Here is a 13,555-nt window from a genome sequence, read left to right on the forward strand (position 1 = left end):
TATGACAGTGGCAAAGAGTGGCTTAAAAGCATGGTTGGGAGCTCTCGGTTTGGCATTAACACTGATGAGTTCACCATTAAGCAGCGAAGAATATGCCGCCAGTTTTAAAAATACTGATATTAACGAGTTTATTCAGGTTGTCGGCCGAAACTTAGGTAAAACCATCATTATCGACCCTAACGTGCGGGGCAAAATAGATGTGCGCAGCTATGATGTGATGGATGAAGAGCAGTACTATCAGTTTTTTCTTAATGTTCTTGAGGTCTACGGATTTGCCACTGTTGAAATGGAGTCCGGTGTCCTGAAAGTCATTCGTGATAAAGACGCAAAAACCTCTTCGCTGCCTGTTATTGGTAGTGACACAAAAATGCTGGGCGACACAATGGTGACCCGGGTTGTGCCGGTAGAGAATGTCTCCGTACGGGAGCTTGCTCCTTTATTGCGTCAGCTAAATGACCAAAGCGGTGGCGGTATGGTCGTCAGTTATGACCCATCAAATGTGATCATGATGACCGGGCGCGCTGAAACCGTGCAGCGTTTAGTAGAGATTATTGAGCGGGTGGACCGGGCTGGCGATCAAGATGTTGATATGATTAGTCTTGAGTATGCGTCAGCCAGTGAAATTGTTCGTATAGCTCAGTCGCTGTTCGAGAAAAATAATGAAGGCGTACCGGCGTTACTTATTCCTAAAATTGTTGCTGATGAGCGCAGTAATAGCGTTATTGTTAGCGGTGAGCCTCGTGCCCGTGCCCGCGTCGTTAAGTTGATTAAACAGCTTGATCAGGACTTAAAAACCGAAGGTAACACTCGTGTTTTCTACTTAAAGTATGCGAAAGCACCTGAAGTAGTTGAGGTGTTGAAAGATGTCAGCCGTTCTATTCAGGCCGAAGTCGAGCAACAGTCCGGTACCGGTAATGCAACTCAGCGCCGTCGTACCGGAGGTGATGAAACGGTCAGTATCAGCCCGCATGAGCCGACAAACTCGGTGGTCATTACCGCTCAAAAAGACATGCTGGCGTCGCTGGAAAAAGTGATTAGGGACTTAGACATCCGCCGTGCTCAGGTTCAGGTTGAAGCTATTATTGTCGAAATTATGGAAGGCGATAACGTTGACTTTGGCGTGCAGTGGATCAGTGAAGACGGCGGTATGGTTCAATATAATAATGGTAATCAGGTACCTATCGGGAGTTTGGCCGCGGGTGCTTATCAAGCACGTGAAAGGGAAGGTACAACGACGACCCGGATAACAGATGGAGGAGTCGAGGTGACGACGACAGAACCGGATGAACCTGGTGATGTCTCGTTGCTGGCGAATTTATTGGGCTCGGTAAACGGTATGATGTTCGGCACCATTCAGAACGACTGGGCAGCGGTGGTTCAGGCCGTTACTCAGGATACTCGCTCAAATATTCTGGCGACGCCCAGTATTGTTACCGTAGATAACGAAGAAGCGAGCTTTTTGGTCGGTCAGGAAGTCCCCACTATTAGTGGCTCTACTACGGGTGATAACAACGACAACCCGTTCCAGACGGTTGATCGTACCGAGATAGGTATTAAGTTAAAGGTAACGCCTCAAATTAACGAGGGGGACGCCGTACAAATGACGATAGAACAGGAAGTGTCCAGTTTAAGCGGCGCTACTGCAGTTGACGTTATTATTAATAAGCGGGAACTGAAAACCACGGTCATGGCTGACGATGGCGAGACCATTGTACTGGGCGGTCTGATTGACGAAGACGTGCAGGAATCTGTATCCAAAGTTCCTATTTTGGGTGACATCCCTATTTTAGGTAAGTTATTTAGCTCTACTTCAACCTCTAAGCAAAAGCGCAATCTGATGGTCTTTATCCGTCCAACCATAGTCCGTGACGGTAACCGCATGCGTGAGTTAAGTTCAGCAAAATACAACTATATGCGGGCGCTGCAACTGGATGAACGTTCGCGCGGTATCTCGCTAATGCCCTCTGAGGATTCACCGTTGCTTAACGACTGGGACAGTGAGCTTACTTTACCGCCAGGCTTTGACGAATACCTGAAAAAGCAGGGTAGCGAGAAGAGCAGCGACGAAAAGGGTAACCAAGAAAGCGACGAACAGAATGAAGAGCCGCAAAATGACTGAAGCCAGTGCCATTGCAACAGCTCGCCTCCCGTTTAGCTTTGCTAAACGCTTTGGCGTGGTGGTTGAGCAGGGTGAGCCGTTAATTTTGCATTGCCGTGCAGGTATTTCGGCTGCTGCGTTAAAAGAAGTTAGGCGCGCGTTGGGTCAGCCGGTCACTCTTCAGGAGCATGCCGCAAGCGACTTTGAAAGCCTGTTAACTCGTGCGTATCAACGAGACTCATCGGAAGCCCAGCAGTTAATGGAAGACATTGGCAATGAGTCCGATTTATTCTCTCTTGCTGATGAGCTGCCGCAGACCGAAGATTTGCTCGAAAGCGAAGACGACGCGCCTATTATTAAGCTAATTAATGCGATGTTGAGTGAAGCGATAAAAGAAGGCGCTTCGGATATTCACATTGAGACTTTTGAGAAAGCTTTGCTTATACGTTTTCGCATAGACGGCGTTTTGCGCGAAGTTTTACGACCAAACCGTAAGTTGTCATCGCTGCTGGTGTCGCGCATAAAAGTAATGGCGCAGCTGGATATCGCCGAAAAGCGTGTTCCACAGGATGGTCGTATTTCTTTGTTGATTGCCGGTCGGGCTGTGGATGTACGGGTTTCTACCATGCCGTCTAATCATGGCGAGCGGGTGGTACTGCGTTTGCTGGATAAGAACAACGCAAGGCTTAACTTGACTGAACTGGGAATGACTGACGGGAACCGAAAAATTTTCCAGGAACTGATTTACAAACCCCACGGCATTATTTTGGTAACCGGCCCGACGGGCTCAGGTAAAAGTACGACGTTGTATGCCGGACTGAGCGAAATTAATTCTAAAGACCGTAATATTCTGACCGTCGAAGATCCTATAGAATACGCCATTGATGGTATTGGGCAGACTCAGGTTAACCCTCGGGTGGATATGACCTTCGCCCGCGGCTTGCGCGCTATTTTGCGCCAGGACCCGGACGTAGTGATGGTTGGTGAGATACGTGATGTCGAAACCGCGCAGATTGCTGTGCAGGCGTCGCTCACCGGTCACCTGGTCTTGTCTACATTGCACACCAATACAGCCGCCGGTGCTATTACTCGTCTGGAAGACATGGGAGTAGAACCTTTCCTGCTTTCATCGAGCTTATTGGCGGTGTTATCACAGCGCCTGGTGCGGACACTCTGTAGCGAGTGCAAACAGCCGCACCAGCCTGATGACGAAGAAAAGAATATGCTGGGCCTTGATGCTTCAGATACGAGTGTGATTTATCGTGCAGGGAGTTGTGAACGATGCAATCACACCGGTTATCGTGGACGAACCGGTATTCACGAACTGCTGCTGGTGGACGACCATGTACGTGAGTTAGTCCATAACGGTCACGGCGAACAGTCTATTGAAAAGTATATTCGCCAGTCGACGCCCGGTATTCGCCAGGACGGATTAGCAAAAGTACTGAAAGGCAAGACAACGCTGGAAGAAGTGCTGCGGGTTACCCGCGAGGAGTAGAGGGTGGCAGCATTTGAATACCAAGCCGTTGAAGCTAGCGGCAGAAAGAAAAAGGGCGTACTGGAAGCCGATACTGAGCGACAGGTACGTCAGTTATTGCGTGAAAAAGGCTTAATGCCTTTAACCATTCAACCTGCCGCTGATCAAGACAGAAAGAAAACCTTACAGCCCCGGTTTGGGCTTCCACAGCGTAAGGTTAAAGCGCAGGACTTGGCATTAATTACCCGTCAGTTATCCACCTTAGTAGGTTCAGCGTTGCCCATTGAGCAGGCATTGTTAGCGGTTGCTGATCAAACCGAAAAGCCGCGCCTGAAAAAGTTACTGATGTCGGTACGCAGTAAAGTGGTTGAAGGTTATGGCCTTGCCGAAGCTATGTCGGAGTTTCCCGGTGTTTTTGATTCTTTATATACCGCAATGGTCGCTGCAGGTGAAAAATCCGGCCATTTAGATACCGTACTGGATGAACTGGCAAACTATACTGAGCAACGTCAACACATGAAAAGCCAGCTGACTCAGGCGCTAATTTATCCGCTTATGCTGACTTTGGTTGCCATTGGCATTGTGGTTTTTCTGTTGGTTTCTATTGTGCCGCAAATAGTGGATAACTTTTCAACCATGGGCCAGGACTTGCCGCCAACCACTCTGGCGATGATAGCCATTAGTGAATTTTTGCAAAACTGGGGGCTGTGGTTACTTATTGGTATTGCTTTGGTATTGGTGGCCTTTAACCAGTGGTTGAGAAATGAAAAGAACCGCCTGAAATATCATCGCAGGCTGTTAAAACTTCCCATGCTGGGTAAGGTCATAAGAGGTGTGAGTACCGCCCGTTTTGCCCGGACTTTAAGTATACTGACGTCCTCGGCGGTACCCTTGCTTGACGGGTTACGCATTACCTCTTCAGTGATTGGTAATTTAGCCATACGCCAGGCGGTAGATGAAGCGGCCGGACGCGTTCGCGAAGGGGCGTCAATGCGCGGTGCGTTGCAGGAAACGGGGTTGTTCCCACCAATGATGCTGCACATGATAGCGGCAGGTGAGAAGTCAGGTGAACTGGAACAAATGTTAAAACGTTCAGCCGATAATCAGGACAAAGAATTTGAAAATCTGGTGTCGGTTAGCTTAAAAGTATTTGAGCCGGTGTTGATAGTGACGATGGCAGGTATCGTCTTCTTTATTGTGCTGTCTATCATTCAACCCATTTTACAATTAAATAATAGTGTAGGGCTTTAGCTATGAGACGTAATCAACAAGGTTTTTCATTGGTCGAAGTAATGGTGGTTATTGCCATTATCGGTATTTTGGCCACTATGGTGTTACCAAATGTACTCGGTAATCAGGAAAAGGCCAACGAGCAAAAAGTGATAGCCGATATTGTCGCTTTAGAAAACGCACTGGCTCAGTATCACTTAGACAACGGTATGTTTCCAACGACCGAGCAGGGACTTGAGGCTTTAGTCAATGAACCGAACATGGATCCGCAGCCTCGCAGCTACCGCAGTGGCGGTTATATTCGTCGTTTACCGCAGGACCCTTACGGCAATGACTATTTACTCCTGAACCCGGGGCAGTACGATGATGTTGATATTTTTTCCCCGGGCCCGGACGGTCAGCCCGGAACAGATGACGATTTTGGCAACTGGATGATTGGCAACAACAATCGTGATCAATAAGCGTTGTTCAGTTGGTTTTACTTTAATTGAAGTCATGCTGGTGATGGCCATTCTTGGTCTCATCGCCAGCGCTGTCATGTTTACACTGCCCGGTGGTGAAAGGGGGCAGGATTCTCCTCAAAATGCGGCCGTGAGTTTACGTCAACAGCTAAACTATGCGCGCGAATACGCCATGGTTCGACAACAACCTCTCGGATTAAAGTTTCAAGAAGATGGCTATCGTTTCTTATTCTGGAAAGATGAGCAATGGCGCGAACAAAACGCTCGTGGCTTGCGGGCGCAGGAAACAGAATGGCCATTACGCTGGCAGTTTACTAGCCGGGGTCTGAAGATATTAGAACAAAACGAATCGCTGAGTAGCGGGTTGTTTGCTGAGGAAAGTGACGAAGACAGCATCATTCCCGATATTCTGATTCTGCCCAGTGGTGAAATGACTTTGTTTGAAGTGCATATTGAGCATTTAAACGACCCCGATGCTGAACGTTGGCTTATTGCTGAAAACAGCTGGCAAGTCAGTATTTCTGCCGAGGCTCCGGAGTAACTATGCGGTGGGTGCGTGGCTTTACCTTAATTGAAGTGATGGTTGCCTTGTCGGTGTTCAGTCTGGCGGCACTTGCTGCACTACAGGCCGCTAGTGGGCATCTAACCGGGTTAAGTGCTTTACAGGATAAAACCTTTGCTCAGTACGTAGCTTCTAACCGCCTCGCAGAATTGTCGCTTGAACAAAAGTGGCCACTTGAAGATAAACGGAGCGGCCAGCAGGAACAGGCCGATGTTACCTGGTACTGGCAGCAACAAGTGACTGAAACCGTCACGCCGAATGTTGTTGCAGTGACGGTGAAAGTGATGAAAAACGAGGACGGTCGTGAGCACTTTCGGCTAACCCGCTATGTGCGTAAACCGGATTCAGCGGGAGGAACGAGCAATGGTCGTTAACTCCGCAAACAAGGGTTTTACCTTAGTAGAAGTGCTGGTGACCATGGTGATATTTGCCATTATCGGTATTGCCAGCTTTCAGGTTCTGAACCAAATGGTCAATACCGAAGAGCAATCTCAAAAACAGCGCGAACAACTGGAACGTTTGCAGTTTAGCCAGTTGCTGATACAGCAGGATATTCGGCAAATGGTCGCTAAACCAACGCGGCCATCTGGTGTCGAGGTTACCCATCAATACCTGAGTAATGATCCGAGTTACTTCGATTCTGACGGCGGTGTGCTGGCCTTTGTCAGAAGTGGTTTTGATAACCCCGGTAATATGATGCCCCGTAGCGAATTGCAGCCGGTAGTTTACCGTTTATGGGATGGGAATTTACAGCGAGTAACCGAGACTTTCGTTAACGATCGCTCCTCAGAGCCATCCGTTCAGACCTTATTAGAAGGCGTTGAAGAACTGTCTTTTCGGTTTTACCGCAGTGATGGCGTGAGTAACGCGAATCAGGGACTAGAACAAGGCTGGAGCGACAACTGGGAAAGCGCAGGTGATTTGCCTCAAGCCGTTGAAGTGACCATTCGTAGCAAAAACTTTGGCACCATCAGACGCGTGTTTTTGATAGCCGCAGTAGGACAGCAAGTGGAAAGTAATAGCGGAGGGCTGCAACGTGCCAATTAGCCCGCGTAAGTCATCACAAGCCGGAGCGGCACTGATAACGGTTTTGCTGGTTATTGCTATTGTGTCGGTTATTGCAGTGAATTTAGGCGGAAAACTGCAGTTGCAAATAACCCGTATGGGCAACTTGCAGCAGGCTGAACAAAGCTACTGGATGTGGTTAAGCGCAGAGGATGTTTTAAAAGAAGTGCTGCAAACTGAGCTGGAAGAAAACGACGGGGTTGCGCACAAAGAGCAAAACTGGGCTCAGCGTAGTGGACCTTTTCCGGTAGAGGGAGGGCAGATTGCGGCAAAAGTCAGGGATTTATACAGCTGCTTTAACCTTAATAGCCTGGTTACTGATGCAGAAGATCCCGGAACTCTGGAAAAGCGCAAACGACAATACAAAGCGCTGCTGGAAGCACTGGAAATTGATAACTATCAGGCCGAAATTTTAACCGACAGTCTGGTAGACTGGCTGGATGAAGACAGTCAGTTGTCGGGCAGTAACGGTGCCGAAGACCCTGATTACGAGAGTCTACCTAAGCCTTATTTGGCCGCAAACAGTCAACTACTTGAGATGAGTGAACTAAGAATGGTGCGTGGATACAGCGCTAAAATTGTCAATTCTTTAAACTCTGTTGCTTGCGTTATTCCCAATGAGACAGACTTAAAAATTAATATTAATACTCTGGAACAGGATCAGGCTGCGGTTTTAACCGGGGTTACCGAAGGTAAGTTAGCACTTGCTGACGCTATGGCGTTGTTGAATAACCGACCACCACAAGGCTACGAATCCGATGAGGAACTCGCTGAGTTGGCTGAGCTTTCGGGAGTAAGGTCGGAATTAGAAGGTGAGTTGCCGGAACTGACCGTGAGTAGTGAGTATTTTCAGCTGGTTGCGATGATTCAGTGGGGCGAGGTAGAAATGAGAGCGCGCTCGGTATTACATTTAAACGAAGGTCGAGTACAAACCCTGTACCGGGCGATGGGAGATTAGTTTATGCATGAAACACTGATTCTGCGGTTACCGGCTTATGGTACCGACGAACCCATACCCTGGTTGGTCTGGCATAAAGGGCAGCAAGAATTAATAGCCAGTGGAGAGCTGAGTTCGGTAGCAGAGCTTGTTCAGTTAAAAGATAAAGCCAACCGTTGCGAAGTCATTGTGGCCTTGCCCGGGCAAGATGTTTCGATGACAAGAGTAACTTTGCCCGCAGGCACAAAAAGGCATCTGCAGCGCATTATTCCTTATGCTCTGGAAGAAGAGCTGGCAAGTGATATTGAGCAGCTGCATTTTGCCTGGCCGGATGTCAAAGGCACAGAGCTGCCAGTTGCTGTAGTTGCTAAAGAACGAATGAATTATTGGTTGCAGGTGTTAGCCGAAGCCGGCATTGATTCGGCTTTCTGGGTACCCGACTGCTTCTTGTTGCCGCATCAGAACGATACCTGGCAGGCGATAGAGCTTGCCGACAGTGTTATTGTCAGAACTGGTGAGTGGCAAGGCTTTACCATAGAAAAAGAGCAGTTTGCTCAGTTAGCACCAGCTTTTGCTGCTGAACAGAACAATCCAACGGAAATTATTCACTATGGCGCGCTCAACTGGCCACAATCGCCAGCGCCTTTAACGCCTGCTGATATTGAGGTGCCTTTTACTATTGCCGTGCAAAGTATCGCGACAGGGAACTGTATTAACTTAAGGCAGGGAACTTATCGCTCACAACGGGCAAAACGTTCAGTTGATTTACCCTGGAAGGGGCTGGCTACTGCCGCGAGTGTACTCTTTGTTTTGGCCGTGTTGTTAAACGGCGTACGCTATTGGCAACTGGAGTCTCAGCGGGACGCCTTAAAAGCGCAGGCTGAGCAACTTTATCGTGACGCCTTTCCAGGCCAGACTCGTATTGTGAATTTAAAAGTACAGTTGCAACGGCAACTGGAAAGCCTTGGACTGGGTAGTGCGGATGAAGCTTCGGTGCTTGCGGTTTTGCAGCAACTGGCGCCTGCGTTTAAGTCGCAGCCTGAGCTGCAGCTTGAGTTACTTCGTTTTCAGAACAATGAGTTGCGCTTACAGGCAACCGCCAGCAGCTTTTCTCAATTTGAGGCTTTTCAACAGGCGGCGAAAGCCGAAGGGTTAACTGTTGAAGCGGGCTCAATGAGTAACCGTGGTGAACAAGTTTCGGGGTCTCTAACCGTGCAACTCGATGCTCAGGGGGCGCAGTCATGAACAGAATTACAGGTCATTTAACGCCTTATCTGGACTTAGGCAAGCAACGCTGGCAACAGTTTAACCAGCGCGAGCAGAGCTTGTTAGCTGTTTTGGCAGGAGTACTGTTTATTGCTTTTCTGTACTTTGTCATTTGGCAGCCCAGCTCTCAGGCAGTAGCCAATGCAGAGCGTCAGCTTGCAGCTCAACAGCAGCAATACCAATGGGTTCAGCAGGCAATAGCGCGCTATAAAAAACTGGAAGAGAGCAGCTCTGAACAACAAAGTGCATCAGGCTCTGTCAGTCAACGTATCAACCGTGCTGCAGCTGCGCAGGATATTCAAATCGCGCGTTTGCAGCCTCAGGGGCAGGAGTATCTGTTAAGTGTTGATGAGGTGGCTTTTTCTGATTTATTAAGCTTTTTAGCCGAACTGGAGCAACGCCAGGGGTTATCACTAAAAGCTGTTGATATTGCGAAATTAAATACGCCCGGACAGGTGCGTTTACGTAAACTATTAGTAAGTGAGGCTTCATGAACTTAAAACGCTGGATACCCTGGTTAGTGGTCGTGTATCTGGTTGCCATGTTGGTGATGTTACCGGCAAGGGTCATCTACTGGTTTCCTTTGCCGGATAACATCAGGCTCTCTCAGGTCAGCGGGAGTTTGTGGAATGGTGTTGCCGGGCAGGTTGCAGTTGACGATATCGTACTGACTAACCTTAGCTGGAATTGGCAGGTGTCGTCGGTATTTCTGGGTGAACTGGTGATGGATGTCAATTTGCCGGCAAAGAACAATCCGTTTGCGCTGAATGGACGTCTGCTGGCGGGGTCCACCAAGGTCGGCGCCAAAGATATAACGGCCAGTGGCGATGTTAATGCTCTGCTGCAGTTGGCAAATACCCGCTTGCCTTTAAAAACCGGAGGGAACTGGCGTTTGTCCTTAGACAGCTTTGTCGTTACTGCGCCCGGTCCGGTACGTTGGTGTGACGAGTTAAAAGGTAAGGCACAAGGCGAGCAAATTCGGGTGTTGGTGAATAATCAATGGCAGTCGTTGGGAGACTTCCCGGTACAACTTAGCTGTAACGAGAATAACTCGGTGGGCTTAGCCATGAATGGCAACAACAGTCTGGGGTTAGATTTTAAAGGCAGCATTAATAGCCAGAGTTTCAGTGCTGAAGGGACGGTTAAGCCGAATTTGGAAACCCCGGAAGGGCTGGCTAAAATGATGGAGTACATGGGAACACCAGATTCGCGCGGACGTTACTCATTTCGCTTGTGATCCCACTTGCGGGCAAAAACGTTTATGATTACTGTAATAATAAGTCACTAATTAAAGTCTCTGCGGAATAAGGAATTTGTATGGATAACATCGTCCAGTGGATTAACGATAATCAGGACATGCTGATCGGTTTCTCGATTAAATTTGTCATCGCTATTGCGATACTTGTCGTCGGTAAGATTGTTGCTAACACCGTGACAGGTGTGATGACCAAAGGCATGAAGAAACGTGAAGTTGACGGTGCCGTTATCAGCTTTGTCGGTGCAATCTTAAAAACGGTGATATTCATTGCCGCTATCATGATGGCGCTGTCGCATGTGGGCGTTGAAACCACTTCCTTCATTGCCATATTAGGTGCCGCAGGTCTGGCAATTGGTCTGGCATTGCAGGGGTCACTGTCTAATATTGCATCAGGTGTTCTGCTTATTATGTTCCGCCCAATTCGCGCGGGTGAATACGTTGATGCCGGCGGTGTTTCAGGAACCGTGGAGCAAATTAATATCTTTCAGACCATTATGAAAACCCCTGACCGTAAAGTGGTTTTTGTGCCCAACTCTGAGATTATCGGTGGTCCTATTGTTAACTATAACCGTGAAGAGCTGCGCCGTATCGACCTGGTTATTGGTGTAAGTTACAGCGCGAATCTACAGCAGACGAAGAAGGCGTTGATGGATGTTATTACCAGCGATGAGCGGGTATTAAAAGATCCTGAACCTGTTGTTACGGTGACCAACCTTGGCGATTCGTCGGTCGACTTTAATGTTCGCCCGTGGACGAAAAACGAGGACTACTGGCCGACCCGCTGGGATTTATTAGAGCGTATTAAAGACCGTCTGGATGAAGAGGGCATTGGTATTCCCTTTCCCCAAATGGACGTTCACCTGAAAAAAGACGATTAACTTATTGTTGTTCTGACAAAAGGCCACTTCAACAGTGGCCTTTTTTGTAGGCGCTTAAGCGAGTGCCTGAAAGATATCGGCAATAATATCTTCCGCATTTTCAATGCCAACACATAAACGAATGGCTTCTGGTTTTACGCCAACAGAGGCCTGCTCTTCGGCAGACAGCTGGCGGTGAGTTGTTGAAGCCGGGTGGCAGGCCAGCGACTTTGCGTCACCAATATTGACCAGTCGTTTAAACAGCTTCAGTTTATCGTAAAACGCAACACCCGCATCGTAGCCGCCTTTAACGCCAAAGGTTAACAGCGATGCGGGAACTCCATTCTTAATATACTTTTTCGCTCGCTCGTAGTTAGTGTGCTCTGGCAGCGCTGCAAAGTTCACCCAATCTACGTTTGGATGCGACTGTAAGTATTCAACCACTTTCAGCGCGTTGTCGCAGTGGCGCTCAATACGCAAGGGTAAAGTCTCTAGCCCCTGCAATAACAGGAAAGCATTAAAGGGGGACAAGCAGGCACCGGTGTTACGTAAGGCGACAGTGCGAACGCGGGCTATGAAGGCCGCCGGACCAAAAGCGTCGGTATAGACTACGCCGTGATAAGCCGGTTCCGGTGAGCTAAACTGAGGAAAGCGTTGTTTTTGCTTAACCCAGTCAAACCGTCCGCTATCGACTATTAAGCCGCCAACTGAATTGCCATGACCCCCAATATATTTGGTCAGTGAATGCACAACAATGTCAGCGCCAAAATCAATGGGTTTGCAAAGTATCGGTGTAGCAACCGTGTTGTCCACGACCAGTGGAACGCCATGCTGGTGGGCGACCTCAGCATAGCCTTCTAAATCGGCGATGTTTCCCGCCGGGTTGCCAATACTCTCGCAGAATACTGCCTTAGTTTTATCGTCTATAAGTTTGCCTATGTCTTCTGCTTTATCCGATTCGGCAAAACGGACTTCAATGCCAAATGAAGGCAACATATGCTGGAATAGTGTGTAGGTTCCGCCGTAGAGTTGTGGTGTCGTCACTATGTTATCGCCCTGACGGGCAAGCGTAATTAATGCGTACTCAATGGCTGCCATGCCTGAGGCTACGGCAAGTGCGGCGACACCATGTTCAAGTTCTGCGACACGTTTTTCCAGAACATCGTTGGTCGGGTTCATAATGCGGGTATAAATATTCCCTTCAACTGCCAGGTCAAACAGGTCAGCGCCATGCTGTGCGTTATCAAACTCGTAGGAAACGGTTTGGTAAATGGGAGTAGCTACTGACTTAGTCGTTGGGTCAGTTTCATAGCCGTGGTGGATGGCCAATGTTTCGTCTTTCATACGGACTCCAGTTCAGATTCAGTTAAAAAATGCGTTAAAGCCGATTGGTACTGTTCAACATTCTTGATAAACCCGTCGTGGCCGAACGGCGTTTCAATAGTGACCCGGCCAAATGGGTTGGGAAGTAAGCTTTCCAGTTCATTCACCAGGCTGGGCGGGGCAATAGCGTCGTTGTTAAAGTCGACTAGCTGCACTTTTGCCTGCACGCGGGTTGGATCAATACTGTAATCGTTGAGTATTGGCGTAAGGTGCGTAAATAAGCTGCGACAGCCGTTGCCATTTTGTTTCAACAGCTTTTCGCCCTGATGCAGTAAGTACTCAAAGGCATCGTCTGCATGATTAAAACGTTGTTCGAATTCTTCGGCGGTGCGATAACTCAGCATGGCCAGCGCCCGCGCCAGAATAATGCCTGACTGTTTATCATCGCATCGTTGAATGAGCGCTTGCTGAAAGTAGCGCAGTAACGCTGAATGCACTGACGGCTTATGAGCGGCGCCAATAGCACTTAAACGCGGCAACTCAGTTGGGTGGTCAGCGGCATACTGAAGTCCCAGAACGCCACCGAAAGACCCCCCGATCCAGGCTTGTAGGTTGTCGGTTTCCTGTTTAAGTGCGTGTCGTATGGCTTCACTGTGTTGCTGCACCGTTAAAGGCACCGACGGACACTCTGATCCTCCTATGCCGCCGGGGTAATCGAAGCTGATGACTTGCACATCAGTCAGCTCTGAAAAGAGCGGATGCAGCGACTGCCACCAGCCACTTTCATCAGCTTTCCAGATTTGGCCACTGGCACTGATCCCGCCCTGAACAACAACGACCGGTTTATCAGGATCGCCATAGCGATAACCTTTAAGACGCGCGAAAGGAGTGTCTGCGTAAAAACTGCGGGCAACTGGCTGAACCATAGTTAACCTCAATATTCTGAGTGAGGTTTTGACTGTAATAAATAGATATCAGGACGTCAAGACATTTAGACGTCCAAATTGGGCAGGCGTATTTG

At 48.7% G+C, this 13,555-nt stretch carries 14 protein-coding genes; 12 read left to right on the forward strand and 2 right to left on the reverse strand.

Annotated features, from left to right (window positions below; genetic code table 11):
• Window position 1 precedes the first annotated feature (1 nt).
• The 12 genes from gspD (at window position 2) to DET62_RS11105 (ending at window position 11,232) form a co-directional block, all read left to right on the forward strand.
• Window positions 2-2,119, forward strand: a complete 2,118-nt coding sequence (gspD, locus tag DET62_RS11050) for a type II secretion system secretin GspD (RefSeq protein WP_110013930.1) — start codon at window positions 2-4, stop codon at window positions 2,117-2,119.
• Window positions 2,112-3,596, forward strand: coding sequence for a type II secretion system ATPase GspE (gspE, locus tag DET62_RS11055; protein ID WP_011235253.1), 1,485 nt, complete (start codon window positions 2,112-2,114; stop codon window positions 3,594-3,596). The genes gspD and gspE overlap by 8 nt, the downstream gene beginning before the upstream one ends.
• 3 nt (window positions 3,597-3,599) lie before the next feature.
• Entirely contained in the window at window positions 3,600-4,826 is a 1,227-nt protein-coding gene (gene gspF / locus DET62_RS11060; protein ID WP_110013931.1) for a type II secretion system inner membrane protein GspF, read from the forward strand.
• Window positions 4,827-4,828: 2 nt separating this feature from the next.
• A complete protein-coding gene (gspG, locus tag DET62_RS11065; protein WP_011235251.1) occupies window positions 4,829-5,266 on the forward strand; it encodes a type II secretion system major pseudopilin GspG in 438 nt (145 codons plus the stop codon).
• Window positions 5,241-5,807, forward strand: coding sequence for a type II secretion system minor pseudopilin GspH (gspH, locus tag DET62_RS11070; RefSeq protein ID WP_228757973.1), 567 nt, complete (start codon window positions 5,241-5,243; stop codon window positions 5,805-5,807). The genes gspG and gspH overlap by 26 nt, the downstream gene beginning before the upstream one ends.
• Before the next feature lie 2 nt (window positions 5,808-5,809).
• Window positions 5,810-6,202: a type II secretion system minor pseudopilin GspI gene (gene gspI, locus DET62_RS11075; RefSeq protein ID WP_011235249.1), complete on the forward strand. Its 393-nt coding sequence runs from the start codon at window positions 5,810-5,812 to the stop codon at window positions 6,200-6,202.
• On the forward strand, window positions 6,192-6,875 hold the full coding sequence (gene gspJ, locus DET62_RS11080) for a type II secretion system minor pseudopilin GspJ (protein WP_011235248.1): 684 nt from the start codon (window positions 6,192-6,194) through the stop codon (window positions 6,873-6,875). Before gspI ends, gspJ begins: the two co-directional genes overlap by 11 nt.
• The gene (gene gspK / locus DET62_RS11085; RefSeq protein WP_110013933.1) at window positions 6,865-7,851 is read left to right on the forward strand and encodes a type II secretion system minor pseudopilin GspK; all 987 of its coding nucleotides are present in this window, start codon (window positions 6,865-6,867) and stop codon (window positions 7,849-7,851) included. Before gspJ ends, gspK begins: the two co-directional genes overlap by 11 nt.
• Before the next feature lie 3 nt (window positions 7,852-7,854).
• On the forward strand, window positions 7,855-9,075 hold the full coding sequence (gene gspL / locus DET62_RS11090) for a type II secretion system protein GspL (RefSeq protein WP_110013934.1): 1,221 nt from the start codon (window positions 7,855-7,857) through the stop codon (window positions 9,073-9,075).
• Window positions 9,072-9,590: a type II secretion system protein M gene (locus DET62_RS11095; RefSeq protein WP_110013935.1), complete on the forward strand. Its 519-nt coding sequence runs from the start codon at window positions 9,072-9,074 to the stop codon at window positions 9,588-9,590. Before gspL ends, DET62_RS11095 begins: the two co-directional genes overlap by 4 nt.
• Window positions 9,587-10,333, forward strand: coding sequence for a type II secretion system protein N (locus DET62_RS11100; protein WP_110013936.1), 747 nt, complete (start codon window positions 9,587-9,589; stop codon window positions 10,331-10,333). The genes DET62_RS11095 and DET62_RS11100 overlap by 4 nt, the downstream gene beginning before the upstream one ends.
• 80 nt (window positions 10,334-10,413) lie before the next feature.
• On the forward strand, window positions 10,414-11,232 hold the full coding sequence (locus DET62_RS11105) for a mechanosensitive ion channel domain-containing protein (protein WP_110013937.1): 819 nt from the start codon (window positions 10,414-10,416) through the stop codon (window positions 11,230-11,232).
• 54 nt (window positions 11,233-11,286) lie between these two features.
• Here the strand turns inward: DET62_RS11105 and DET62_RS11110 are convergent, their stop codons facing one another.
• Together DET62_RS11110 and DET62_RS11115 are read right to left on the reverse strand one after the other, a co-directional pair.
• Window positions 11,287-12,555 carry an O-acetylhomoserine aminocarboxypropyltransferase/cysteine synthase family protein gene (locus DET62_RS11110; protein WP_110013938.1) on the reverse strand — a complete coding sequence of 423 codons (1,269 nt, stop codon included), beginning with the start codon at window positions 12,553-12,555 and terminating at the stop codon, window positions 11,287-11,289.
• Window positions 12,552-13,460 carry an alpha/beta fold hydrolase gene (locus DET62_RS11115; protein WP_110013939.1) on the reverse strand — a complete coding sequence of 303 codons (909 nt, stop codon included), beginning with the start codon at window positions 13,458-13,460 and terminating at the stop codon, window positions 12,552-12,554. The genes DET62_RS11110 and DET62_RS11115 overlap by 4 nt, the downstream gene beginning before the upstream one ends.
• Window positions 13,461-13,555: the final 95 nt, after the last annotated feature.

This window comes from Idiomarina sp. H2, assembly GCF_004364275.1.
Taxonomy (GTDB): domain Bacteria; phylum Pseudomonadota; class Gammaproteobacteria; order Enterobacterales; family Alteromonadaceae; genus Idiomarina; species Idiomarina loihiensis.

Coding starts and splice junctions, on each gene's coding strand:
- gspD (WP_110013930.1), top strand. CDS start 2: ATGACAGTGGCAAAGAGTGGCTTAAAAGCATGGTTGGGAGCTCTCGGT.
- gspE (WP_011235253.1), top strand. CDS start 2,112: ATGACTGAAGCCAGTGCCATTGCAACAGCTCGCCTCCCGTTTAGCTTT.
- gspG (WP_011235251.1), top strand. CDS start 4,829: ATGAGACGTAATCAACAAGGTTTTTCATTGGTCGAAGTAATGGTGGTT.
- gspI (WP_011235249.1), top strand. CDS start 5,810: ATGCGGTGGGTGCGTGGCTTTACCTTAATTGAAGTGATGGTTGCCTTG.
- gspJ (WP_011235248.1), top strand. CDS start 6,192: ATGGTCGTTAACTCCGCAAACAAGGGTTTTACCTTAGTAGAAGTGCTG.
- gspL (WP_110013934.1), top strand. CDS start 7,855: ATGCATGAAACACTGATTCTGCGGTTACCGGCTTATGGTACCGACGAA.
- DET62_RS11095 (WP_110013935.1), top strand. CDS start 9,072: ATGAACAGAATTACAGGTCATTTAACGCCTTATCTGGACTTAGGCAAG.
- DET62_RS11100 (WP_110013936.1), top strand. CDS start 9,587: ATGAACTTAAAACGCTGGATACCCTGGTTAGTGGTCGTGTATCTGGTT.
- DET62_RS11105 (WP_110013937.1), top strand. CDS start 10,414: ATGGATAACATCGTCCAGTGGATTAACGATAATCAGGACATGCTGATC.
- DET62_RS11110 (WP_110013938.1), bottom strand. CDS start 12,555: ATGAAAGACGAAACATTGGCCATCCACCACGGCTATGAAACTGACCCA.
- DET62_RS11115 (WP_110013939.1), bottom strand. CDS start 13,460: ATGGTTCAGCCAGTTGCCCGCAGTTTTTACGCAGACACTCCTTTCGCG.